The sequence below is a fragment of the Paenibacillus montanisoli genome (assembly GCF_003268025.1).
GTDB classification, from domain to species: Bacteria; Bacillota; Bacilli; order Paenibacillales; family Paenibacillaceae; genus Paenibacillus_Z; species Paenibacillus_Z montanisoli.
The window spans coordinates 1,347,042-1,370,508 of record NZ_QLUW01000002.1 but is presented as its reverse complement, the minus strand read 5'-3'; the positions used below and the strand labels follow the sequence as shown (position 1 = coordinate 1,370,508).

24 protein-coding genes are annotated in these 23,467 nt (G+C 51.5%); 20 read left to right on the top strand and 4 right to left on the bottom strand.

Features of this window, described 5'->3' with window-relative positions:
- Positions 1-18: 18 nt before the first annotated feature.
- A complete protein-coding gene (locus DL346_RS15855; protein WP_112883023.1) occupies positions 19-891 on the bottom strand; it encodes an AraC family transcriptional regulator in 873 nt (290 codons plus the stop codon).
- 138 nt (positions 892-1,029) lie between these two features.
- Between DL346_RS15855 and DL346_RS15850 the strand changes: the two genes are divergently transcribed.
- The 5 genes from DL346_RS15850 to sigK all read left to right on the top strand — a co-directional run bounded on the left by DL346_RS15850 (position 1,030) and on the right by sigK (position 4,793).
- Complete coding sequence (locus DL346_RS15850; protein WP_112883022.1) at positions 1,030-1,356, top strand: UxaA family hydrolase; 327 nt, start codon at positions 1,030-1,032, stop codon at positions 1,354-1,356.
- A complete protein-coding gene (locus DL346_RS15845; RefSeq protein WP_112883021.1) occupies positions 1,353-2,516 on the top strand; it encodes a UxaA family hydrolase in 1,164 nt (387 codons plus the stop codon). The genes DL346_RS15850 and DL346_RS15845 overlap by 4 nt, the downstream gene beginning before the upstream one ends.
- Positions 2,517-2,540: 24 nt before the next feature.
- Positions 2,541-3,647, top strand: a complete 1,107-nt coding sequence (locus DL346_RS15840; protein WP_240633190.1) for a Gfo/Idh/MocA family protein — start codon at positions 2,541-2,543, stop codon at positions 3,645-3,647.
- Positions 3,648-3,843: 196 nt separating this feature from the next.
- On the top strand, positions 3,844-4,053 hold the full coding sequence (locus tag DL346_RS15835) for a hypothetical protein (protein WP_420849566.1): 210 nt from the start codon (positions 3,844-3,846) through the stop codon (positions 4,051-4,053).
- Between the two features lie 38 nt (positions 4,054-4,091).
- Positions 4,092-4,793 carry an RNA polymerase sporulation sigma factor SigK gene (sigK, locus tag DL346_RS15830; protein WP_112883020.1) on the top strand — a complete coding sequence of 234 codons (702 nt, stop codon included), beginning with the start codon at positions 4,092-4,094 and terminating at the stop codon, positions 4,791-4,793.
- Between the two features lie 52 nt (positions 4,794-4,845).
- Here the strand turns inward: sigK and DL346_RS15825 are convergent, their stop codons facing one another.
- Positions 4,846-5,619 (bottom strand): glycosyltransferase family 2 protein, encoded by a 774-nt coding sequence (locus DL346_RS15825; protein ID WP_112883019.1) that lies wholly within the window; start codon positions 5,617-5,619, stop codon positions 4,846-4,848.
- A gap of 280 nt (positions 5,620-5,899) precedes the next feature.
- On the opposite strand from DL346_RS15825, the gene DL346_RS15820 reads away from it, so the two are divergent.
- The 7 genes from DL346_RS15820 to DL346_RS15790 all read left to right on the top strand — a co-directional run bounded on the left by DL346_RS15820 (position 5,900) and on the right by DL346_RS15790 (position 12,548).
- Positions 5,900-6,538, top strand: coding sequence for a hypothetical protein (locus DL346_RS15820; RefSeq protein WP_112883018.1), 639 nt, complete (start codon positions 5,900-5,902; stop codon positions 6,536-6,538).
- Between the two features lie 180 nt (positions 6,539-6,718).
- On the top strand, positions 6,719-7,441 hold the full coding sequence (locus tag DL346_RS15815; protein WP_112883164.1) for a sugar phosphate nucleotidyltransferase: 723 nt from the start codon (positions 6,719-6,721) through the stop codon (positions 7,439-7,441).
- 39 nt (positions 7,442-7,480) lie between these two features.
- Positions 7,481-8,359, top strand: a complete 879-nt coding sequence (gene rfbD, locus DL346_RS15810; RefSeq protein WP_112883017.1) for a dTDP-4-dehydrorhamnose reductase — start codon at positions 7,481-7,483, stop codon at positions 8,357-8,359.
- Entirely contained in the window at positions 8,352-9,359 is a 1,008-nt protein-coding gene (locus tag DL346_RS15805; RefSeq protein ID WP_112883016.1) for a glycosyltransferase family 61 protein, read from the top strand. Before rfbD ends, DL346_RS15805 begins: the two co-directional genes overlap by 8 nt.
- A 35-nt stretch (positions 9,360-9,394) precedes the next feature.
- Positions 9,395-10,642, top strand: coding sequence for a glycosyltransferase family 4 protein (locus DL346_RS15800; RefSeq protein ID WP_112883015.1), 1,248 nt, complete (start codon positions 9,395-9,397; stop codon positions 10,640-10,642).
- Positions 10,639-10,932, top strand: coding sequence for a hypothetical protein (locus DL346_RS15795; protein WP_112883014.1), 294 nt, complete (start codon positions 10,639-10,641; stop codon positions 10,930-10,932). The genes DL346_RS15800 and DL346_RS15795 overlap by 4 nt, the downstream gene beginning before the upstream one ends.
- Positions 10,929-12,548 (top strand): glycosyltransferase family 4 protein, encoded by a 1,620-nt coding sequence (locus DL346_RS15790; protein ID WP_112883013.1) that lies wholly within the window; start codon positions 10,929-10,931, stop codon positions 12,546-12,548. The genes DL346_RS15795 and DL346_RS15790 overlap by 4 nt, the downstream gene beginning before the upstream one ends.
- A gap of 457 nt (positions 12,549-13,005) precedes the next feature.
- Here the strand turns inward: DL346_RS15790 and DL346_RS15780 are convergent, their stop codons facing one another.
- The gene (locus tag DL346_RS15780) at positions 13,006-14,190 is read right to left on the bottom strand and encodes a glycosyltransferase family 4 protein (protein ID WP_165822526.1); all 1,185 of its coding nucleotides are present in this window, start codon (positions 14,188-14,190) and stop codon (positions 13,006-13,008) included.
- A 250-nt stretch (positions 14,191-14,440) separates the two neighbouring features.
- On the opposite strand from DL346_RS15780, the gene DL346_RS15775 reads away from it, so the two are divergent.
- Genes DL346_RS15775 through DL346_RS15755 form a run of 5 tightly spaced genes read left to right on the top strand, consistent with a single transcriptional unit; the run spans position 14,441 to position 19,468 of the window.
- Positions 14,441-15,718: a nucleotide sugar dehydrogenase gene (locus tag DL346_RS15775; RefSeq protein WP_112883010.1), complete on the top strand. Its 1,278-nt coding sequence runs from the start codon at positions 14,441-14,443 to the stop codon at positions 15,716-15,718.
- Positions 15,719-15,744: 26 nt separating this feature from the next.
- Positions 15,745-16,713 (top strand): NAD-dependent epimerase/dehydratase family protein, encoded by a 969-nt coding sequence (locus tag DL346_RS15770; RefSeq protein ID WP_112883009.1) that lies wholly within the window; start codon positions 15,745-15,747, stop codon positions 16,711-16,713.
- A gap of 40 nt (positions 16,714-16,753) precedes the next feature.
- On the top strand, positions 16,754-17,923 hold the full coding sequence (locus tag DL346_RS15765; protein WP_165822525.1) for a glycosyltransferase family 2 protein: 1,170 nt from the start codon (positions 16,754-16,756) through the stop codon (positions 17,921-17,923).
- Positions 17,924-17,936: 13 nt separating this feature from the next.
- The gene (locus DL346_RS15760; protein WP_112883007.1) at positions 17,937-18,665 is read left to right on the top strand and encodes a GT-D fold domain-containing protein; all 729 of its coding nucleotides are present in this window, start codon (positions 17,937-17,939) and stop codon (positions 18,663-18,665) included.
- Between the two features lie 5 nt (positions 18,666-18,670).
- Complete coding sequence (locus DL346_RS15755; RefSeq protein ID WP_112883006.1) at positions 18,671-19,468, top strand: glycosyltransferase family 2 protein; 798 nt, start codon at positions 18,671-18,673, stop codon at positions 19,466-19,468.
- Positions 19,469-19,528: 60 nt separating this feature from the next.
- On the opposite strand, the gene galE is transcribed toward DL346_RS15755, so the two are convergent.
- Positions 19,529-20,545 (bottom strand): UDP-glucose 4-epimerase GalE, encoded by a 1,017-nt coding sequence (gene galE, locus DL346_RS15750; RefSeq protein WP_112883005.1) that lies wholly within the window; start codon positions 20,543-20,545, stop codon positions 19,529-19,531.
- A 205-nt stretch (positions 20,546-20,750) separates the two neighbouring features.
- Here galE and DL346_RS15745 point away from each other — a divergent pair, with 205 nt between their 5' ends.
- The 3 genes from DL346_RS15745 (at position 20,751) to DL346_RS15740 (ending at position 23,466) form a co-directional block, all read left to right on the top strand.
- Positions 20,751-21,554, top strand: coding sequence for a GT-D fold domain-containing protein (locus DL346_RS15745; protein ID WP_338066310.1), 804 nt, complete (start codon positions 20,751-20,753; stop codon positions 21,552-21,554).
- A 97-nt stretch (positions 21,555-21,651) separates the two neighbouring features.
- Positions 21,652-21,810 (top strand): hypothetical protein, encoded by a 159-nt coding sequence (locus tag DL346_RS29095; protein ID WP_165822524.1) that lies wholly within the window; start codon positions 21,652-21,654, stop codon positions 21,808-21,810.
- 60 nt (positions 21,811-21,870) lie between these two features.
- A complete protein-coding gene (locus tag DL346_RS15740) occupies positions 21,871-23,466 on the top strand; it encodes a recombinase family protein (protein WP_112883003.1) in 1,596 nt (531 codons plus the stop codon).
- The last annotated feature ends 1 nt before the right edge of the window (position 23,467 follow it).

Genomic DNA, 23,467 nt, shown 5'->3' with positions numbered 1-23,467 from the left:
CAGCTTTTTTACTGCCGGCTACAAGCCCCGCACATCGATGCGCTTGTAGTGCGCCGGCGTGCTGCCGGAAAACTTCTTGAACATCCGGTAAAAATGCGGCAGGCTCTCGAAGCCGCACTGATTGGCGATCTCGGCAATCGTATGATCGGTGCCGCCGATCAGCTCCTTGGCATGCATGATCCGTTTGGCAATGATATATTCCGTCACGTTCATGCCGGTCAGCTGCTTGAACATGCGGGAGAAGTACGATGGACTGACCGCCGCGCGCGAGGCCAGCGCGGACAAGCTGATGCTCTCCACCAGATGCGCATCGATGAAGTCGAGCGCCGATTGCAGCCAAAGCGGGCGGGAGCCGCCAGGCGGCTGCCTTGGCTCGCCGAGGTTCATTTTGCGGTTCGTATGAAGCAGGACGGTTTGCAGCAGAAGCATCACCGCTTGCCGGTAGCCCGGCTGACGCATGCGAAGCTCCTCGCTCATTTCATCGATGATCGACTCGATCCGGGCCCGTTCCTCGGGAAGCAGCTCGATCCGGTAATTGCGTCCGGACTTCGCCAGATCGAAGCAGCGCAGGAAGGAGTAGGCGTCTTTGCCGATTGCGGACGATTGGATGTAGTGGCCGCTGAAGAACATGGCGGAGGACGTGATCGGCTCCTCCGAATGCGGGAACGTGCGATGGATCGTATTGCCTGGAACGAGGTAGAGATCGCCGGCCTGCATTTCATAGAAGGAATGGTTAATGAAGAAGGAGCCGGCGCCGCTGTGCACATAGATGATTTCATGCCAATCGTGCAGATGGTCGGGCAATTCGGACTGCAGGTTCTTCGTGCTGCGCAGCACGAGCTCGATCGGGAGCGGCGTGTCGGGATCAAAATGCTTGCGAAGCGGATTCATAGCGCGAAAGCACCTCCACCAAGTGTGATTAGTTCAAAAAAAGGTATATTTCCAGCGGAATTGATTATTTCTCTACTGTTTCTTTGTTTTTATAATAGAGCTATATGATCATTCTGACAACTGGAAGGTGGAACTGCTGTGGAACACCGTATTGAAACAGGCGCAGACGCGTTGTACATGGACGAGCGCGATCATGTCGCAACCGCGCTTCGCGATATGCAAGCAGGGGAATCGATTCATTACCGCAATGCGGCCGGGCTGCAAATGATAACGCTTGCCGAGCCTATTCCGTTCGGCCATAAAGTCGCGGTTGCCGACATCGCATTCGGACAGGATGTCCGCAAGTACGGAGAAGTGATCGGCCGGGCCGTAAACTCGATCGCGCTGGGCTGCCACGTGCATGTCCACAACATTGAAGGCATCCGCGGGCGCGGAGATTTGGGCACGAAGGAGGCAGCGCAATGAGCAGAATGGTTATGGCCTATGAACGACCAAACGGCGAGATCGGGATCCGCAACCATTTGCTGATCATTCCGACCGTCATCTGTTCCAACCAGGTATGCAGCCGGATTATGCAGATGGTACCGGGAACGGTTGCCATTCCGCATCAGCACGGGTGCAGCCAAATCGGCGCGGACAAGACGCGTACGTTTGAAGTGCTTGCCGGAACCGGGAAAAACCCGAACGTCGGCGCCGTCATTATTATCAGCCTAGGCTGCGAGGTCGTCGATCCGATCGCGCTCGCGGAGGAGATCCGCAAGACCGGCAAGCCGGTCGAAGTGTTCGACATCCAGTCGATCGGCGGTTCCGTGAAGGCGATCGCTTACGGCACGGAATTGGCGAAACGAATGATGGCAGAGCTGGAGAAGCAGGAGAAAGTGCCTGTTCCGCTGAATAAGTTGAAGGTTGCCGTTAAATGCGGCGGCTCCGACGCGACCTCCGGCCTGGCTTCCAATCCGGCGCTCGGCGCCGCTGCGGATTCGCTCATTGCCGAAGGCGGCTCCATCGTCATCGGCGAAACGACGGAAATTATCGGTGCGGAGCATTTGCTCGCCGAGCGCTGCGTAACCTCGGAGATTTCCGACCGGCTGTATTACATGGTCAGCCGTTTCGATAAAGAAGTGGAGCGGATGGGCGCCGACATGCGCGGCGGCAATCCGAGCCCGGGCAACATTGCGGGTGGGCTTTCCACGATCGAAGAGAAGTCGCTTGGCTGTATCAGCAAATGCGGCAAGGCTCCGATTAAGGGCGTAATTGAATATGCGGAGTCGATTCCCGAGCATGGGCTTTACTTCATGGACTCGCCGGGCAATGATATCGAATGCGTATCGGGCATGGCTGCGGGCGGCGCGCATATCGTCTGCTTCACGACGGGCCGCGGAACGCCGACAGGCGCCGCAGTCGTACCGGTCATCAAGATTACGGGCAACAAAATGACGTTCCAGAAGATGGAAGACAACATGGACGTCGACGTCAGCGATATGCTGGACGGCACGGCAAGCCTGGAACGGGCCGGCGAGCGCGTGTGGCAGGAAATCGTTGAGGTCGCCGAAGGCAAGTGGACCAAAGCCGAGGTGCTGGGCCATCAAGAGTTCAGCATCAACCGTATTGGGCCTAGCTTGTAAAAAGCGAATGGGGGTGCGCAAGGCGTGAGCGCGTTGAAAGAAAATTGGCTTGATCTGGACTATCGGCCAGCCCTGCCTGCGAATAAGGAAATGGGCATCGGCATCATCGGCGCAGGAGAGATTGTGGATGCTTGCCATTTGCCGGCCTATCAAATGGGCGGTCTTCGCGTCGTTGGCATCTATGACGTAAATACTGAGCGTGCGGAGAAGCTTGCGGCTAAGTACGGCATTCCGAAAGTATACAGGGAGCTGGATGAGCTTCTTGCCGATAAGGAAGTCGTCATCGCCGATCTCGCGGTGCCGGCGAAGATCCAGCCGGAGATAGCGGAGCGGGCAGCTGCCGCAGGCAAGCATATTCTATGCCAGAAGCCGCTGGCGGAATCGTATGCGGAGGCCGTCCGCATTCACGAAGCGTGCGAGCGCTACGGCATCAAGGGCGCGGTCAACCAGCAGATGCGGTGGTCGCCGGGCATTCGCGCGAGCCACACCATCATCAAGCGCGGCTGGCTCGGCGAGCTGCTGCAGGCTTCGATCCAGGTGAACGTGAAGCAGGACTTTGCCAACTGGGGCTGGCTGCGGGAAATGCCGACGCTGGAATTTATGTACCATAGCATTCATTATATGGACGCGATCCGCTTTCTGTTCGGCACGCCGGAGTACGTGTATGCCGACGGAGCGCGGTTTCCGGGACAGCGCACGGTCGGAGAGACGCGGACGCTGCTGCATATCAAGTTTCCGGGAGAGGCGCGCGGGATCATTCATGATAATCACAACCATATCGCCGATGAGGACGATTGGTACGCCACCTACCGCTTCGAAGGTACGGAGGGCATCATCAAAGGGACGAACGGATCGCTCTACAATTATCCGGTCGGCCGGGAGGATACGCTCAGCTACCATACGAAAGCGATCCACGAGGATTACTGGTTTACGCCGAAGCTGCACGGCAAATGGTTCCCGCATGCGTTCATGGGAACGATGGGCGAGCTGATGCGCGCGCTGGAGGAAGAACGCCAGCCGGAAAACAGCGTCGCCGACAATTTGAAGACGATGCAAATGGTATTCGGCGCCTATCTATCGATGCGGGAGAACCGTCCGGTAACGCTGGAAGAAATCGCGAATCGATCCTAAGCCGCTAAGGACTTGTCATTAAGCTGACAAGTCCTTTTTTTTGTCCTTTCGTCCATTCGAATCAAGCCGTACATGCACTTCTAGGCCGCCGCCCACATACACTGTAACACAGTCTTCTTGGTCATTAATGGGAACGTAACCATAGCCTGACCCCTTTTCCCGTTAGCGGCGAAATCGTATGGAGGTGGCTTTTACGATGCCTGGATTGTTTGCGGCGCTCGCCTTGTTTATCAAACAGCTGTCGCTCCTTGTTTCCTATGTCAAGAACAACGCTTTTCCTCAGCCGCTGCATGAAGAGGATGAGTTGAAGCATCTGAAGCTTATGGCAGAGGGAAACCAGGTTTCCCGAAATCTGCTCATCGAGCATAACCTTCGTCTGGTTGCGCATATCGTCAACACGTTGTGAACGCGATCCGATGTAAATTCCATTCGGGAGGGATCTGGATGCCGGGATTATTTGCTGCTGTCGCACTGTTCATTAAGCAGTTATCGCTTCTCATTTCGTACGTTAAGAACAACGCCTTTCCGCAGCCCTTGCAGGAGGAAGAAGAAGCGAAGCATATCCAGCTGATGGCAAGCGGGGATCAAAAGTCTCGAAATATACTGATTGAGCATAATTTGCGTCTTGTCGCCCATGTGGTCAAGAAGTTTGACAATACGAAGGAAGACACGGAGGATTTGATCTCGATCGGGACGATCGGGCTGATAAAAGCGATTGAATCTTATTCGCCCGATAAAGGAACGAAGCTGGCCACCTTTGCCGCACGCTGCATCGAGAATGAAATCCTGATGCATTTCCGTTCCAAAAAGAAGTCCAGCAAAGATATTTCCCTCCATGATCCGATCGGCACGGATAAAGAAGGCAATGAGATCTCGTTAATCGATATTTTGGGTACGGATCAAGACGAAGTAGTCGAGAAGGTGCAGCTGAGCATTGAAAAGTCGAAGATTTATCGCAATCTGGATATACTGGACGAACGGGAAAGGGAAGTCGTCGTTGCGCGGTTCGGCTTGGAAACCGGCGGCGAGGAACGGACGCAGCGGGAAATTGCCAAGGAGCTCGGGATATCGCGTTCCTACGTATCGCGTATCGAGAAACGGGCGTTGATGAAGCTGTATCATGAGTTCTATAAGACTAAGCGATAGGGTAAGCAAAAAAGCATACAACAAAAAAACAGGCTGCCGATCATTCGGCAGCTTATTCTTTATCCTGCTTGCGAAACAGCGAATCGAAAAATGATCCGACGAAGTTCCGCTTTTGCAAAAAAGTATTCCAATGTTCAGCGTTGCCTGAAAACACCTGTTCATGCCGGTTGTATTTCGCTTGAATGGAATTGTCATGATAGCGATGCTCGTCAGTGACGAAATCGATCGGATGAAAGTCCCAATGGATAGCTAATTGTTGAAAAAATACCCCATCCGCCCAAGCCCAAATAGAAGGGTCGTCGATCCAACGAGGAATGAGCTGGAAACAAGATTTTCGATGCATGATCGAATTATGATCGATTTTCGCGGCGGGCTCTCTTGTTATGCCTACTAAAGGTCTAATCCCGCTTTTTATGATTTGGCCATTTACCACTACGGCGAAGCATTGCATTCCATAGACGACATGAATGTGTTCATTCGATTCAAACGTCTCTACCATCTTCGCAAATCGTTCAGGATAATAGATATCGTCATCCGTGAGGTACGTAACCAAATCTCCGGTTAAATGAGGGATGGCCAGATTAATGCACGTGGCATAACGGGTCGTTTTAGGTCTGTCTTCATTGCGGACACCGGATTGGATGACTCGGATTCTAGCATCGGCACGTGCATAAGAATGAATGACTTCGAGCGTTTCCCGGTTCGAGTTATCATCTACGATCACCAATTCCCAATGCGGATACGTCTGGTTCAATACACTCGTAATAGCTTCCCTGATAAATACGGGACGGTTATAACTCGTTAAAATACAGCTGACTTTAAGCATAGCTGGCGAGGCCCCTCTCACTTTCGACTTAAATCTTGGTCTCTATTACTTTACTCAAAATAAATAGAGTTGATTGGGTACAGTTTCCCGACGATACGCCCAAGCGTCGAACACATCATGATAATTATAATGGAAAATTAAGTAAAATAAGTAAATCGTTTAAAAAATGTATACATGTCCCTGTCAATCTTGTATCGATCTCATATATTACTAGCATGATTAGTATTCAATTGCACACTCATTGGATATTAATTAATTCATGTTAAAGGAGGCATCTGTTTTGCCATTAACCCGAAGACAAAGAATTACTAGCCAAACCTCCAACGTCGTTTTTGCCGCTAACGAGGCGACAGCGATTGCCAACGCACTTGATGGCGATCCGGGCAATACGGTAGCCGTATCCAACCCGTTTCCATTTTGGCCAAGCATCAACAAGTATGATAACGATAACAACAATCCTTTTAACGCTGTATCGAATCCGGTCTACGTATGGTCGGAAACGCCGGCAGATCCCGGCGAATCGTTTGGTTTTGCCGTTAGGTCCAATTCGATTCCTTTATCGTTAGCGCTCGGAAACGAATATCTCATTGCTTTGGCCGTTGTTAGCGACAATGCTCACCAAGTAACAATCAGTGCCTATAATGCGGCAACGCTTGGCCTAATTGCAACTCAAACGAATCTTAATTTTTCACTAGCAGATGGGCCATTAGCCACCGGCACGACGGAGCTCTCACCGCCGTTTGGCTGGCAAAAAGTGCGGTTCTACACCATTCCGGCAAACCTCGGTGTTGCAGTCGGCGTTTCGCTGGACATATTCTTCGTCATTTCCTTCACGGCTGTCAACTATAGCAGCAATGGCCCGGACAACCCGGCCGGACTTGCTTTCATAGCTGACATCTATCAATCTACTTTGGTTTAATCACCTGGCTAAAGAAGCGGCTGCCACATTGCAGCCGTTTTTTCGCACGTTCGCCTTACGGGCGTAAGCCAATTTTGTACAGGGAAGGTAATCGTCCACTAGTCATTCTAAGAGGGTGCATATCATAGCATCATGGCATTTCTGCGAGCATTGCATTTCGAGATAGAAAGGAGCACCGCGATGAAAGGCATCATCTTGGCAGGCGGAACTGGCTCACGTCTGCGGCCAATGACGAGTATCCTCAACAAACATTTGCTGCCCGTCGGCAATTATCCGATGATTCACTATGCGCTTAATAAAATGGCTGAAGCCGGTATCGATGATATTTTGCTAGTCATAGGGAAGTCATCCGCCGGTCTATACGTCGACTATATTGGGAGCGGGGCACCCTGGGGGATTCAGGTCAGCTACAAAGTCCAGGAGGAGGCCGGAGGCATCGCGCAGGCGCTAGGGTTGGCGGAGTCGTTCGTGAGACCGGGAGAGAAGCTGCTGGTTCTGCTCGGCGACAACCTGTTCGAGGATTCTCTTAAGACTGCTGTGAAAGACTTCGAAACCAACGAATCAGGCGCATGGGTGTTCTTGAAACAGGTGGCGGATCCCCGTAGGTACGGAGTGCCGGAGCTGGAGAACGGCCGGATCTCGCGAATTCTGGAGAAGCCGGAACAACCGCCTTCCGAGTATGCCGTGACAGGCATGTATTTGTACGAATCCGATGTGTTTGACATCATTCGCAGCGTGAGGCCTTCTACTAGAGGAGAACTGGAAATAACGGATGTGAATAACGTCTACGCAAGCGAAGGACGGCTGGGATACAGCCATCTGTCGGGATGGTGGACCGATGCCGGAACGCAGCAGTCGCTGCTGGAAGCCGGGTTAAGGTTGACCGGATATGAGAAGCCATAAACACAGATCGCAGCATCCGAAAGGGGAAGGAAGGGACCTATGAACATCTTGATTACCGGTGCCGGCGGGCAGCTCGGACGAGACCTGCTTCGTGTTCTCGGGCAAACGTATGCATGTACGCCTCTTACCCGGCAGGAGCTGGACATTTGCGACATACGGGCTGTACAGAAGACAGTCAACGAGTTGAAGCCCGACGTTGTGATCAATGCGGCGGGCTACTCAAAGGTCGATCAAGCCGAGGAGAATAGTGCGGAAGCTTACCGGATCAATGCGCTTGGAGTGAGCCAATTGGCGATTGCAGCGGAGGAAGCCGGCGCAAAGCTCGTGCATGTCAGTACGGATTATGTGTTTGACGGAACCAAGGGGGAGCCTTACGGCGAAACGGACAGGACCAATCCCCTCAACATTTATGGCAAATCGAAGCTGTTAGGGGAGCAGTTTGTTCGGGCGGTTTGCCCCCGGCATTTCATTGTACGCACCTCTTGGCTATACAGCAATTGCGGAAACAATTTCGTGACGAAGATCTTATCGCAAGCCGAGAATCAGCAGGATATCAAGGTGGTTGACGATCAATTCGGTTCGCCCACTTATACGCTCGACTTGGCGGAATGCATCGGGCGGCTTATCACGACGGAGCGGTACGGAACCTATCACGTTTCCAATAGCGGCTGCTGTTCCCGCTATGATTTTGCCAAAGAGATTTTGCAAAATGCCGGATACGATTTACTTCCGACCCGAACGAAATCCGCGGATTTCGTGCTCCCCGCACCCAGGCCGCAGCACTCGGCATTGAGCCATCATGTGCTGGAGATCAATGGGTTTCCGCATATGCGTAATTGGAAAACGGCATTGGAGGATTTTCTTAGTACCGATTGGGTTCATCCAGATCTAAGCAGAGGAGGTATTCCACATGAGTGACAGGCCAAAGGATTATTATTTCTGGATGAAAGATTGGGCCGACAGCTCGGGTTATGCCTTATCGGATGTATACTACCCGATCGCAGTCGACGCTCAGTTTCCAACCTTTGTAGCCAGGATTCCCCGAGGCAGGGTGTTTGGCGATGACGGAACGGTGATTTCCCCCAATAACGTACTGATCTGGGAGACTTCGTATGATTGGAGCAATGATCCGCACAAGCATCCGATTTTTCTCCAGCAAAGTTTACCGCCGACCGAATATGTACCCGGCAACATAGCCGTCCTTACGAAAATCGGCTCTTCCAATTATTATCATTGGATGTATGACGTATTGCCCCGGATCTATACGCTTTGGTGCAGCAGGATACCGGTGGATAGATACATCGTAAGCGAACATCTTCAGCCCTTTCAGTATGAAACACTGGGGATGCTTGGCATCACGGCGGACCGCTTGATTCATAGCAACAGGCAGTTTCATATCGAAGCGGACCATCTGCTCGTCCCCTCGATCGGATTTGGACAGAAATGGTGCTATCATTTCTTGCGGAGCGAATTCCTCCCTCACGAGCCCAGACCTTCTAGAAGATTGTATGTAAGCCGCGGGCATTCGGTCGGAAGAACAATAACGAATGAAGAAGAGGTCGTTCGGGTTTTACAATCGTATGGGTTTGAGACCGTCTATCCGGAACACTTGTCGGTCAGAGATCAAATCAACCTGTTCTCTGAAGCCAGCCATGTGATTGCGCCTACCGGAAGCGCGCTGACGAATCTGACCTTCTGCAGCTCCCAAACCAAGGTGCTTGAATTTTTTTCTCCAAATTTCATTGTGCACGATATTAAACGCATTTGCGGTTACGGAGGGCTCCAGCATTTCGAGTATATCGGAGTCGGCTCCCGGCCTCCGAGCTACGAAGGGATTCCGTGGTACTGGGCGGGTCTTGACAACATATTCGTATCGATCGCCGATCTTCGTCACCTTTGCAAACAGATGGGCCTGTAGATAGAAGGAAACCTGTATCTGAAAGGACGAAATCCATGAAAATACTTCTGGCAACCTTCTGGGGTCTGCCTCATATCGGGGGCGTGGATCTCTATATTCGTCAGCTGAAGCTGGGACTTGAACAACGCGGCCATAAGGTCGATATCTTATGCCGGTATCCGGATGGCAGCGGGTATTCCATTTTGAACCATAATCGGCATTTACCGCGATCATCGGTTTATTCTCTAGTGGATTCCAACGTAAAAGCTTATTTCAAAGAGAGTCTGTCAGGTTTGGATCCTCTTGTTCAGGACGCTGAGGTGGAGCAGTATTGTTATGAAGTAGGAGCGGCTTATTTGGGCGTAGATTCCTATGATCTCATTCACGCTCAGGATGTCATCTCCGCACGGGCTTTGGCTCGGATTAGAAGGCCGCAAACCGCGCTGGTTACCACCATTCACGGGTACCTGGCGGGCGAATGGTTTCTTTCCCTGAAAAGACAAGGGGTCCTGAATGACTCGGAACGCAGAGAGCGGTTATGGCACTATGCGGTGAAGCGCGAACAGCTTGGATTGGACAGCGCGGATGCGGCCACGCTGCCGACACAGTGGATGAAAGATAAGATGGCGGGCGAATTTGCGGTGCCGGTCGATAAGCTCAATGTCGTACCTAACGGCATCGATATACATGGATTCGCGAATCAACTGCTTGGCGGAACGGATTTGCGTCCCGCTTCCGGGAAGAAGGTCATTATATGTCCGGCACGCTTCGATCCGCTCAAAGGCCATAAGTATTTAATACGGGCGCTAGCCAAATTAAGACGGATGAGAGATGATTGGGTTTGCTGGCTTGTTGGCAGCGGCGGGCCGGAATTTAATCTGCGCGAGCTTGTCAAACTGCATGGCATAGAGCCAGACGTCATGTTTCTAGGTACGCGCAGCGATGTGCCGGCACTACTTAGGCAATCCGATATTTTTGTCCTTCCGAGTTTGCAGGAAAATCACCCGTACGCGGTCATGGAAGCGCAAGTGGCCGGAACGGCAGTCATTGTATCGGATGCGGGGGGCATGCCCGAAATGGTAACCCACGGAGAAACGGGATTGGTGTTTCCGGTAGAAAATGACGAACAGCTCTATCAACATTTGCTATTGCTCTTGAGCGATGAACAGCTTCGCAATCATATCTCTTCGCAGGCGAGACATGCCGGATACGAGCGATGGTCGCTCGATGTCATGATGGCCAGGATAGATGCGGTTTACGAAAAGGCACTGGTTCGGAAAAGAGAAAGGATAGGCAGCATATGAGCGTGCGATCTCGAACGAAAACGAGCTCTTCGGCCAAACGTCCAGCTATCTTCAATACGCTGTTTAAGTCAGCCCCCAGAAAAACTAAGGCTGACAAAACACCGAAAAGAGTTTCAGGTCATCGATATGCCAAGTTGTTTCATAAGCCGCGAGCTAAGCGGGATATTGAGGTTGATCCGAGCGTGTGGAAAAAAATCATCGCGTCAGTACCGGTCGATTACCAATTGCCTGATGTCGACGTTCTGAAAAAACTTCATGCGATGAACCGGCAACAGGAGGGGAATTCATGAGCGTGAAATCAGCTGCCGGCAAAAGAAACAGTACGCGCAAGCATCGAAAAAAATCCGCAGCGAAGGCTCGCCGGCCCGTCAGTAAGCTTCCAAGAGCAGAGGCCGGCGAAACCCGCTTGAAGGTTATGCTTTTCTCCCATATCTGCGGAAAAGAATTCATTACAGGCGGGGAAAAATATCTGTCTTTGCTGACAAAGGAGCTTTCTCATCACGCGGATTGCACCTTGGTCGTACCTGAGGACGGAATCTTGCGGCGGGAAGCCGAAGCAAATGGGATCCGAACCCTGATCGAACCATTCTCTTTAGTATGGTCGATCTACCGCCCCGATGGTGGGCTTGCGCAAACGGAAGCCGCCATCTTAGGTAGCGGAAAGCATGCCATGCTCATTCAACTGCTTCAGCTTCACAGACCCGACATCGTGATCGTGAACACCTGCGTGAATGCGCTGCCTGCTATGGCGGCCAAAGCGCTGGGCATACCGGTCGTTTGGACGATCATGGAAAAAATCCATGAGCATCCGGCAGCCCTGCAGTCCGCTCATTTTATCCACCGGTATGCCGACCTCATTATAGGGGTTTCCAATCATACGCTCGCCCTGTTCCGGAATATCGTACCGGATGAGAAACTGATGCTCCTTCCGCCGTCCTCTCCGGTCAGTGAGCCGGGCTTGCGGACGATGGCTCCGGCAAGCGAGGAGCTGACAATGTCGCTTCCTGTCTACAGCCGCTTGATCGGTTATATCTCGGCCGGCATGCAGCGGGAAAAGGGGCTCGACCATTTTCTGCTCATGGCTTTAAGGCTCTGTGCCGAGCGTCAGGATCTTTGTTTCCTATGTATCGCCAGTTCCGTTGGAGATGCCGACTATGAGCGGTACTGCCTGTCTCTGGTCGAACAGTCGGAATTCCGGGACCGCATCCGTTTTTTGGGCTTCCAATATAATCTAGAGCGCCTGTACCCGCTGATGGATCTCGTGGTGGTGCCGAGCTTAATCGATGAAGGGTTCGGCATGATCGCGCTAGAGGCCATGTTATTCGGGAAGAAAACGGTCGCCTATCGTTCTGGAGGATTGGAAGAAGTATTAAAGGCGGCAGGCGAAGAGAGCATGCTGGCAAATAAAGGAGATATCGACAGTCTGGTCAGCACGGTAAAGGGAGGGCTTCAGACGCTGCCAGCAGGCGTGGATGTCGATCGGGTCGTGCAGTACTTCGGAATAGACGCATACCGCGGCAGATTGGCTTCGTTTCTGGGCAAACTCGGTCCGTTGGCAGCCATGGCTGGCCAGCATAGAACCCGCATAAGGTCTTTGAGACCTAACCGTTTATACCGGGGAAAGCAAACCCCGTCCGTGTATCTGCTGGAAATGGGCGCGAAACGGCCTTTCTCTTCGCCGAATGCGTTTAAGCTATGCGGATTCCGCTTGTCCGATGTTTTTGTTGTCTCGGAGCGAAGGTTATTCGCATATCCAGCGGGATTGGAAATTCGGCATGACCACCCCTCATTTCTACCTCTGAAGCGAGTAATAAGGAGGGGGCAGAGAAAGATCGGCAAACGGATTCGCCGAGGCAGCTCCATGCGTTATAAGCGAAAAAGGCAGCGCAAATCCGTCTCTCGCTGATTTGGATTCATAGGCGAGCCTAGCACCCTCTTATCGATTTAGGGGGTGCTTTGGAGGATGAAGCCTTTTATGGACAAGCCCCGCACAAAAATAAACCCGACCGGTTCCGAACGTTTGCAAGAGTCGCACACGGGACCGATCAGGCTGGGTTACGAAAACTGTTTCATATGATTCACGAAATCAATATCAGGCGCGAGGTAGGTAGGGGGAAGCTCAGCCGCGATCCGATCCCATATTCTGGGCTGTACCTTTAACCGAATCGTTCGGTGCGGGGGAAGAAAGAATCGGTTGTATTTGTTAGCCGAGACGAGAGAAACGGTACGGCGTCCCCTCCTCAGTTTCTTCCTTCCGAGACGGAAGGCGCGGCGGCTTTTTCTAATTCTGCTCCTACGCCGGACCCGTGATGACTTTCTCCTCACGATCCCGGTTTTTTTTCGTTTTCGCGCAGCCATGAGCGTTACCTCCATCTCTTTTGGAGTGCCTTCTCGTAGATCGCTAAAATTCGCTCGGTCATCAAGGGAAGAGACCAATGACGCCGGCCGAACTCTTTGCCCTGTTGTCCGAGCCAGCTCCTGCGGTCGTCCTCGCTTAGAACGGCAAGCAGATTGCCGTATAGATCCTGTTCGTTTCCTGCAGGAAAGATTAGTCCTGTCATCTCATGCGTTACCATTTCCGGAATGCCGCCGGCATTGGACGCGACTACCGGTTTGCCGGCAACGTGAGCTTCCATAATGGAGTACGGTTGATTATCCTGCAAGCTCGGAAGCACGACTATGTCCGACTTGTTCAATAGAGCCGGAACGTCATCCCGTTTTCCTAGAAATACGACCTCGTTCTGAAGTCCATACGCTGCAGTCAGCTCTCTCAGCCTTCCTTCCAACTGCCCATTTCCCGCCAGCCAGCAAACCCAATCGTTTCGGACCTTCTTTAGTTGGCATAGAGCCCGAAGTAAATGCACATGTCCTTTAACCGGATCGAATCGGGCTGAACATAAAATGATCTTCCTCCCTCCGGCGTCGGGAGTAACGGCGGGTTTGTGCATTTCACTCAAGAATCCCTCAATATCCATGCCATTCGGGACCGTCGTCATCCGGTCCTCCGGAATTCGAAAATCCCGCACCATGATGCCTTTAAGCCACTCCGTCGGCATGATCGTTTCGTGGTTTTGCATGATGCCGTAGTGCTCGATCAGACCATAGTAGCGCCAGAGCGGGGTTTTCGTATAATCGTCGTACCAAAGACCATCCGCTTGATGCCTTGCGAGACTTTCAGTCGAAAGGCACCCATGGATGGTGGACACCAGTGCAGTACGAGCATGGCGGATACGAGAGAATGCCCGGGCTGAAATCACGTCTTGCGTATGAATAATGTCATAGGCTGCGGGGCGGAAATAAGCGGCGGCAACCTCAAAGCTATATTTATCGACTTCCATAAATTTGACCTCTGGATCAAGTCCGGGGAGGTGCCTGGCGAAATAGGTATCCGCTTTGGCGGAGATCATGGGCTGAATTTCTCTTTTCGGCAAAAACAAGCCCTTGTTTAAGATATGAAAACCAGAGTCGTCAGGCGTTCTGCAGAAAATATCCACTTCATGCCCCCGTGCTTCCAGCCCCCGCTTCAGCTGCAGTACATATTTTTCCAATCCTCCTACAGAAGGAAGCCCCCAATAGGTGGCAAGGAGAATGCGCATGGTAACCTTCCTTTCTGGTCTCAAGTCTTTACATGTGTATGTGTCGGCATGGCATTCCGAAAGGGACAAATACCCGTTTTCGAAAATATCAGACCATGGACAATTTCCTATTTTCATAAAGAAAGGCAGCTATCTAGGGCTTTGCTAGATCGAAATGCGTACGATGATGGCAGGAGCATTCTACCTGGGAGGGGACTCATTCATGCAGCCTAATGAACTCTACAAGATCGCCATCATCGGGCTCGGATACGTTGGGCTGCCGCTGGCCAGACTTTTTTTGGAGAACGGCCACACCGTCTTTGGCGTAGATACAGACCCAAATAAAATTAAGAAACTTCAGAGGATGCAGCCCTATTTATCCGATCTGACCCGCAAGGAGCTTAAAGCGATGTTTGCGGGCGGCCGGTTTCATGTAGGCGTCTTATACGAAACCATTGCCGAAGCCGACTGCGTGATTCTCTGCGTGCCTACTCCGACCACAGACGAGGCAAAGCCTGACCTTACTTTTGTCTTTCATGCGATGAAACAGGCTATACCCTATTTGCGTCCTGGACAATTGCTGGTTCTGGAGAGCTCTACTTACCCGGGTACGACGGAGGAAGAATTGCAGCCGTTAATAGAAGCGCGGGGGTTTCGAGTCGGCAAGGACATCTTCCTGGCCTATTCTCCTGAACGAATCGACCCTGGCCAGAAAGGATCCGCATTGCAATCGATACCTAAAGTAGTAGGAGGCGCGACCGCTGCCTGCACCCAGTATGCAAGTCGCATCTACGGGAAGGTCTTCGATAAAGTGGTCACCGTCGCAAACGCAAGAACGGCGGAGATGACGAAGCTGGTTGAGAACTGTCAGCGATTCGTGAATATCTCGTTTATGAACGACTTAGTGAAGCTGTGCGAAGCGATGGACATTAATCTATGGGAGGTCATCAAAGCGGCCGGCACGAAGCCTTACGGCTTTATGCCCTATTATCCCGGCCCAGGCGTGGGAGGACACTGCATACCCGTCGATCCGATGTATTTGCTCTGGAAGGCGAAGCAGTACGGCGCCGAGATGCCCTTCATCGAGTTAAGCCATCGAATCAATGAAGAAATGCCCGCTTATATCGTGGATCGGACGACTAAGAGCCTGCATCCGCTTGCCCTCGATCAAAGCAGCATTATGGTCATTGGCGCGACGTATAAGAAGGACGTGAACGACCTGCGCGAATCGATGGCGCTCAAAATCATGGAGCTGCTGATGCAGCAAGGGGCTCAAATGAGCTTCTTCGATCCATATATAGCGGAGCTTACAATAGCGGGGACTACGCTGAAGCGGATCTCCCTTACTGCCAGAAACGTAAAGCAGAAGGACTGTCTGCTCATTCTTACCGACCATTCGTCGATTCGTTACGATGTGCTAGCCAAGCACGCCAAGTTGATTGTCGATACCCGAAACGCAACCGACAGCTTGAAAGACAAATCGAACATCGTCTTGCTTTGAATCGTGCCGGGAGGGGAATGTCATTCATGAAAATTCTAGTAACCGGAGGGGCAGGCTTCATCGGATCCCACCTGGTGAGGGCGCTTCTTCAGCAGGGACACACGGTCCTGACATTGGACGATCTGTCAGCCGGCCGGAAGGAGTTTTTGCAGGAAGTGCTCGTCCACGAACAGCATACGTTCATTGAAGGATCTGTCTTGAACTATCTGGAGCTTAAGAGATGCATCGATCAGGTAGAAGCCGTCATCCATTTGTCCGCTGTCCTCGGCGTGAAAAACACGGTTGATGACCCAATTAAGGTCATCGAAGGCAATATAGACGGAACAAGGTATATCCTGGAGCTTGCTTTCCGGAGAGGCATCAAAGTAATCTTCGCTTCCACGTCGGAAATTTACGGCAAAAACGCGCTTCTTCCGTTCTCTGAAACATCGGACCGGGTGTATGGAGCGCCGTCCATCAATCGGTGGTGCTATGCGACAGCCAAATCGATTGACGAGCACTTATGCTTTGCGTACGCCGACAGGGGACTTCCTGTCACCGTTCTTCGTTATTTCAATGCTTATGGTCCCAGACAGTCGAACTCCCAGTACGGGATGGTCATTCCGCGGTTTATCCGCGCAGCGCTTCAGGGAGAGCCTCTGGAAGTGCATGGCGACGGTTCGCAATCCCGCTGCTTCACTTATGTCGACGACACCGTGAGAGGCACCGTCAGCGCGCTTGCCAGGGAAGCGGACGGACTCGCCTTCAATATCGGATCCAATCGTTCTATAACCGTGCTTGATTTGGCCCGGATGATCGTAAACATGACCGCCTCCGATTCGCCTATTGCGTTCAAATCCTATGAAGAAGCCTATGGGAGAGGGTACGAAGACATGCCGGCCCGAGTGCCTGATCTTACGCGTTCAAGCGCGATCTTGCGCTTCTCCCCTAGCGTCTCTTTAGAAGAAGGGCTGGCCAGAACGATTGCCTGGTACCGCGGACATGAGACTGTTTGATTTCATAAACCGCCTTTCCAAAGGGAGGTCTAACTTCAGAATGAGTGGAGACCCGCTAATAAGCGTAGTCATTCCTTGCTATAACTATGGCGAATATTTAGAAGAAACAATAGACAGCGTTCTGAATTCGACTTTCCAGGACGTTGAAATCATTGTCGTGGATGACGGTTCGGACGACCCGGGCACAGTTCATTTGTTATCTTCCTTGGATAAGCCGAAAACCACCGTGATCAAACAGTCGAATAAAGGGGTCGCCGCAGCCAGAAATAAGGGGTTTACGGAGGCGAAAGGGAAATATATCCTGCCGTTGGATGCTGACGACTTGATTCATCCGACATATTTGGAGAAGGCGTTCTGGATCATGGAGCTCTTCCCAAGGGTCGGCTTTGTTTCGCCTCAAGTCAAAGCCTTCGGGACGGAAAATTGGGTCCATGATGCCCCGCAGTACAATTTTCATAAGCTGCTGTTTCACAATATTGCATGCGGGACGTCGCTGCTTCGCAAAGAAGCCTTTGTTCAAGCGGGCGGGTATAAGAGCGGCTTCGTGGTTATGGGCTACGAGGATTGGGATTTCTGGATTACGGTCGGCGAGAAAGGCTGGTACGGGTATTCCATTTTCGAACGGTTATTTCTGTACCGGAGGCATGGAAGGTCCATGGTTCACGAAGCGATCGATCACCACGAACAGCTGGTCGGCCAAATCAAAGCGCGCCATCCGCTCCTTTATCAGGAGGATTATTTGAATCAACTGAAGCAGAGATGGGAGAACAACTCGCCGTTAAAAGATATGAGCCCCCGCATTCAGAATGGTAGCGACTGGCAAAATTATACGTCAAAACAGACCACGCCCAATAAACCTCGATGGCTGCTGCTGATGCCCCAAACGAATAGAGAACGGCTTTCTCCCCGGTGCTTGAATTTCGTTGACGGGCTGCATTCGGATTTTTACGTTGTCACGATGGTAGGAACCGAATATGTAACGGGTTCGGATATCGACGAATTCAGCTGGCTGACTTCCGATATCTTCAACCTGCCGCTCTACGTCCCAAAAATCGAACTGAAGCTTGACATCATGGAACGGCTCATTTCTAAGCTGATCGCCACCAGAGGAATTGATCGGATCTTCCTGCTTGGGTCCCGCCAAGGCCATTATTTAAGGCCTTATATTCAAAACGGGTTTCCGCACATTCCGATCGAAATCATTGAATGAATGGGGGATGGCCATGGAATACAGAGATAATCGATATTTTACGAACGATTTCAGCTACGAACGATACATGCTTACGACGGAGGAAGTAATAGGCTGCATTGATGACGCGGTACGGGACGGCAAACCTTATTCGGTGGCCCGGTTCGGTCATGCCGAAATTGCCGAACTAAGGATTTTTCCTGATTTTTATAACGGCATGACCTACTATCGCAAATATAATGGCCTTGCAGGCCAGAATGTCCGCGCAGAGCTGATCAAGGCTTTTTCTTCTGCGACGACCGTAGGCATTTTGTCGACCAGCGAGAATGCGTCCGGCGCGGAATATTCCAAAAAGACGTTTGTGGATCTTGGCCTGGGATTCTATACGATTTGCTCTGCCTGGGTCACGCATCATATGACGAGGCTCCCTTATTTCTGGGAATGGCTGAAGCAGTACCGTGTCGTTCTGGCTGGCAGAAGAGCTGCAGAGGCTGCGCCTGTTCTCCGAAAGTACGGCGTGACGGTCGTGGATACCGTGAATCTGGAAGGCTACGACCAGCTGGAGACGGCGTATGAACAGCTTAGGAGCAATAAAGAGTGGCAGATCGCGCTTATAGCGGCCGGCATTCCCGCGACCCTTCTGTCTCCACGGCTGGCGAACGATACCGGCAAGGTCGCGCTTGATTTCGGTCATGCGCTTGATTTGCTGATCGACGGACAAGACGGATTTGATTTCGAAGCATTAGTCAGAAACCTGAGGTGAATGCGATGGAATCAGAAGTAACGGTGCTAATCCCTACGTATAATGCAGGCAGCTTCTTGAAAGAAGCGATTGAAACCGTATTTAAACAAACGTATGAGCATTGGAAGCTTATTGTGGTCGATGATGCTTCGACCGACGAAAGCATTGCGATTGCGAAGCCCTATCTGGCGGACCCGCGCGTGACGTACATGTGCAACGAAAGGAACATCGGTCAATCGAAAACGATGAACGTCGGTCTGGCTGCCGTCACAACGCCTTACGTGATACAGCTCGATGCGGACGACTGGTTCTTTCCCTATACGCTTGAAGTATTGCTGGCCGAGGCTAGGAATCAGCCGGAGCATGTCGGTCTGATCAGCGGGAACATCAATTCGATTTCGATTAATCCAAGCGGAGGCTTATTCTTTAATATCGTCACAAGGAATCGTTCATTCCGGGATAAGTACGATTTCCTGCTATCCAATATGTCGCAGTGGCCCCGGTTTTACCGGACCTCCACCTTGAAATCGATTGGCGGATGGCCTGCGGATGATCCCTATGAAGGCAGGTATATGGAAGATAAGCGGGTGCTGATGCGATTGATCGAGGTCTGTCATTTTCATTGGATCGACGTGCCGCTCTACATCCACCGCCGGCATCATCATAATCAAACGAATTTGATCGATATTTACCGCGAGATTACCGAATGGAACATTCGCGATGCCCTGAAACGGTGGGGAGACGAGTATGATCCTGTGTTTATGAAGGAAAACGGATGGATCAAAATCGTCGATTTGCGTCCAAAAGCAAAGAGGCAGCCATGAGGCTGCCGAGTAAGCAGGAACTGCCATATGGTTCATGTGGATTCCTGCTGAAGTTACATACTATCGATCTGAATAACCTTTCGGATTGCCCGACTGCCAGCGCCATGCATCCGCGCAAATGTCATCCAAGCTTTTCTCTGCTTTCCAGCCCAGCTCTTGCATGGCCTTCTGCGGGTCTGCGTAACTGATGGCTACATCCCCATGACGGCGTCCAACCAATTGATAGGGCACCTTCTTGCCGGATGCCTTCTCAAACGCACGAACGAGCTCAAGCACGCTGTATCCTTTTCCCGTTCCAAGATTGTAGGATGCAGTACCTGGCGCAGCGAGGACGTTCTTCAAGGCTTTCACATGGCCTTTGGCCAGATCGACCACATGAATGTAATCACGGACGCCGGTTCCGTCTACCGTCGGATAATCGCTGCCGAAGACACTTAGTTTCTGCAGCTTGCCAACCGCAACTTGGGTAATGTACGGCAAAATATTGTTCGGTATGCCCTTCGGATCCTCTCCAATGAGACCGCTCGGGTGCGCTCCCGTCGGGTTAAAGTAACGAAGCATGGTGATGCTCCATGACGGATCGGAAGCTGCAAGGTCCCGTAAAAGTTCTTCGATCATCAGCTTGGTCCGCCCATAAGGATTGGTAGCGCTGAGCGGCTCATCCTCTTTGATCGGCATACGCTCGGAGTAACCGTAAACCGTAGCCGATGAACTAAAGACCATTTTCTTGACTTGATAGTTTTGCATGATTTCCGCAAGGACCAGCGTTCCCGTCATATTGTTATGGTAGTAGCTGAGAGGATGTTTGACCGATTCGCCAACCGACTTAAAGCCTGCGAAATGGATGACGGCATCAATCGTATTCTCGGCGAATACGTTCTCAAGCCCTTCACGGTCCAACAGATCGACTTCATAAAATTTAATCGGTTTGCCCGTTATTTCATTTACGCGTTCCAATGATTTCGCGCTGCTGTTAGACAGATTGTCGACCACGATAATTTCGTAGCCCTCATCGAGCAGTTCCACGCAGGTGTGACTGCCGATAAAGCCTGCTCCCCCGGTCAGTAAAATGGACAATGTACATACGCTCCTTCTGCGGGTCAATCAGGATCTAGTCGCGAAAGGTCCGTGCCGCCCGTTTCTTTCTCCAGAACCTATATGCGCATTTTATTCCGGCCGTCCGATTTGGTTACGGGAAGAACACGACAATCCAAGCAGCTCTGCCGTGGCTGGCGCCGTTGCTCTATGGAGAACGGGAACATAAAATATACTAGCTAAGAGATTGCAAGTAATAGTTTTATCTTGGAGGAGGGCATCCGCATTGACTGCAGAACTGAATACCGGGCAAGTGATGGACAAAATCTTATTTTCGCTCGAGCATCGATTACCGCTGTCCGTGATTTCCGTCGGGGTTACCGAAACGCATGTCTTGGCTCAATATACCGTTTATTCGGAGGAGCAATTCATGAACCATCCGGAAGCCGACGTAGCCAATAACAAACATGTAACGAGAGGGCACTGGCATCGCGGGATCAGGTTTCCGAATATCGCGGCCCGGGATGCCGCGCTCGATGCGGTACGGAATGCGGATATCGTTGGAATCTGTATTCGAGTATCGGAGGCCGGAGAATTTACTAGAAAAGTGTTCGACTATTATGGCATCCGCCCCCAATACTTATTTGAAGCTTATACGCGGCGGGTGATCATGATTTCCCAACAGCAGAAGTTCCACAAGATGTTGAAAAACAGAAAGATTGCCATTGTTTGCAGCTATGCGGATGAAGTAAAAGCTGCTTTGGAGCATTCCCTGAAGGATAAACTCGGCTTCCAAATCACCGGGACGATCAAGATCAATCAATTTGAAGATATACCTAGAGTAAAGCAGGAGCTAAGCGCATGCGATTTTGACGTATGCTTGCTTGCTGCAGCAATAAATGCCGTCATACTAGCACCCTTTATAGCGAAAGAATTAGGGAAGGTTGCGCTTGATATCGGCCAGGGCATGGAAACGTTGATCACCGGCAGCATTGAAGGGGAGGATTGGCTTGTCACCCAAGTAGAGATAGCAAAACTTTTGGAAATGTAAGGACCTGCTGTCGGCCGGCATCGGACTGCTATCGGGAATGATTTCATAAGGACTAAGTCAAGCCGCATACCGAATACACCTGTATGGAGGTGGTTTGATGGATAAAACATCTTCGTTCACCTATGTGCCCGCCGGCAAGCACGAAGACATCGAACAGGCCGGGAGCATGAACGGCAGCATCAGTCCGGCCGCACTTGAAGCGAAATGGCGCGTCATTGACTTTATACTCCGTAAATTAATAAAGAAAACCGACTGACGTTTATAGCAGGCGGTTTATTTTTTTATAGGCGGATGTGCCGAAAGGTGGTGAACGCATGTGTACACGGCGGTCTATGCGCGGGTATCGACCGGCATGCAGGCCATAGAAGGAACGAGCTTGGACGGTCAGGTGGAGTTGTGCATGAAGAAAGCAAGGGAACACAATGTCGCCCTCTCGGCTATTAAAGTGTACAAGGAAGAGGGATTTAGCGGCGAAGATATGGACCGGCCGGCGATGAACCGGCTGAGGCAGGATATCGGGGCAGGCCTCATTTCGCAAGTGGTCATTACTCATCCCGACCGGTTGTCCCGCGATCTGACGGACAAGTTATTTATTTGCCGCGAGCTTGAATCCAGGAACGTGGAACTGTTGTTTGTCGATACCGAATACAAGAATACGCCGGAAGGACAGCTGTTTTTCAATCTAATCAGCGTAATCGCCCAGTATGAGCTTTCATTGATTAAGAAGCGGACGATCCGCGGCCGTCTTAAGGCGGTCGAGAAGGATAAACGAATTATGCCGATGCGGGTGCCTCCATACGGATACGACTATGCGGAAAGCCGTTTAGTGATCAATGAAACCGAGGCTCAATTCGTGAGGCTGATCTATCAATGGTACGTTTGCGACCATATGACAATGAGGGAAATCGGCAATCAATTAACGGAAATGGGGGCCGAACCGAAACGGGCGGAAACCAAGAGCTGGAGTGCCAGCTCCATCCAAAAGATTTTAAGAAGCGAGATTTACATCGGCAGGTACTATTACAATCGCAGAAGCACCCGGAAGCTGAAAGGAGAGCGCACGAAGAACGGCGCTCCCAAGAAGACCTACACGATCCGTGACGAGAAAGAGTGGATCCTCGTGGAGGTTCCGGCCATTATCGATGAACGGCTGTTCCGGCTGGCGCAAGAGCAGCGCGGGAAGAATACGAAGAACGCCGGTCATGTCAAACACGAATATTTATTGAAATCCTTGCTGAGATGCGGACATTGCGGACGCCGATGGGAAGCAACCACCTATTCCGGCCGTTTAAATAAGCTTACCGGGACACGAGAGTCCTATACATGCTATCGCTGCCCCAATCGAAATCCGAAGCGATTCGGTCATCACATCGAGCGGTGTTCTGGCCGTTCCATACGTGCCGAGGTACTCGATGACTATGTATGGAGCTTAGTCATGAAGGTCATTTCCGATCCTCAGGCGTATGCGGAAAGGTTAACATGCAGTAAGGAATCCCTCATGAACGAGCTGCTCCTGGAATCGGAGTCTATCGGCAGGCTCTTGCAGGCCAAGGATAAAGAAGCGGGGAAGATCAAACTGATGTTCCGCAAAGCATTCATCGACGCGGAAGAAATGGAGCAGGAATTCCGTTCGCTTCAAGCAGAAAAGAATGCGCTGCAGGAGCGCGAGCAGGCATGCCTGGAAAGGCTTTCTCAACTGAGAAACGAGTCTGTCTCCGTGATAGAAGATACGACGATTGAGCGTATAATCAGAGAGCTGCGGACCGAAGAGAAACGGCATATCATACAATCCTTAGTCCATGAATTTCTCATCAGCCGCGAAGGGGCGGAGATTCGGGTGACGGCCATCGGCTTCCTAGATGAGCTGATTACTGGACTTCGGGAAGAGAGGGAGACGGGAGCGGAATCATGAC

Bases quoted from the DNA above. Each gene is read 5' to 3' on its own strand.
- DL346_RS15755 (WP_112883006.1), top strand. From the start codon at position 18,671: ATGGAATCAGAAGTAACGGTGCTAATCCCTACGTATAATGCAGGCAGC.
- DL346_RS15775 (WP_112883010.1), top strand. From the start codon at position 14,441: ATGCAGCCTAATGAACTCTACAAGATCGCCATCATCGGGCTCGGATAC.
- DL346_RS15800 (WP_112883015.1), top strand. From the start codon at position 9,395: ATGAAAATACTTCTGGCAACCTTCTGGGGTCTGCCTCATATCGGGGGC.
- DL346_RS15845 (WP_112883021.1), top strand. From the start codon at position 1,353: ATGAGCAGAATGGTTATGGCCTATGAACGACCAAACGGCGAGATCGGG.
- rfbD (WP_112883017.1), top strand. From the start codon at position 7,481: ATGAACATCTTGATTACCGGTGCCGGCGGGCAGCTCGGACGAGACCTG.
- DL346_RS15815 (WP_112883164.1), top strand. From the start codon at position 6,719: ATGAAAGGCATCATCTTGGCAGGCGGAACTGGCTCACGTCTGCGGCCA.
- DL346_RS15805 (WP_112883016.1), top strand. From the start codon at position 8,352: ATGAGTGACAGGCCAAAGGATTATTATTTCTGGATGAAAGATTGGGCC.
- DL346_RS15760 (WP_112883007.1), top strand. From the start codon at position 17,937: ATGGAATACAGAGATAATCGATATTTTACGAACGATTTCAGCTACGAA.
- DL346_RS29095 (WP_165822524.1), top strand. From the start codon at position 21,652: ATGGATAAAACATCTTCGTTCACCTATGTGCCCGCCGGCAAGCACGAA.
- sigK (WP_112883020.1), top strand. From the start codon at position 4,092: ATGCCGGGATTATTTGCTGCTGTCGCACTGTTCATTAAGCAGTTATCG.
- DL346_RS15825 (WP_112883019.1), bottom strand. From the start codon at position 5,619: ATGCTTAAAGTCAGCTGTATTTTAACGAGTTATAACCGTCCCGTATTT.
- DL346_RS15790 (WP_112883013.1), top strand. From the start codon at position 10,929: ATGAGCGTGAAATCAGCTGCCGGCAAAAGAAACAGTACGCGCAAGCAT.
- DL346_RS15770 (WP_112883009.1), top strand. From the start codon at position 15,745: ATGAAAATTCTAGTAACCGGAGGGGCAGGCTTCATCGGATCCCACCTG.
- DL346_RS15835 (WP_420849566.1), top strand. From the start codon at position 3,844: ATGCCTGGATTGTTTGCGGCGCTCGCCTTGTTTATCAAACAGCTGTCG.
- DL346_RS15795 (WP_112883014.1), top strand. From the start codon at position 10,639: ATGAGCGTGCGATCTCGAACGAAAACGAGCTCTTCGGCCAAACGTCCA.
- DL346_RS15765 (WP_165822525.1), top strand. From the start codon at position 16,754: ATGAGTGGAGACCCGCTAATAAGCGTAGTCATTCCTTGCTATAACTAT.
- DL346_RS15855 (WP_112883023.1), bottom strand. From the start codon at position 891: ATGAATCCGCTTCGCAAGCATTTTGATCCCGACACGCCGCTCCCGATC.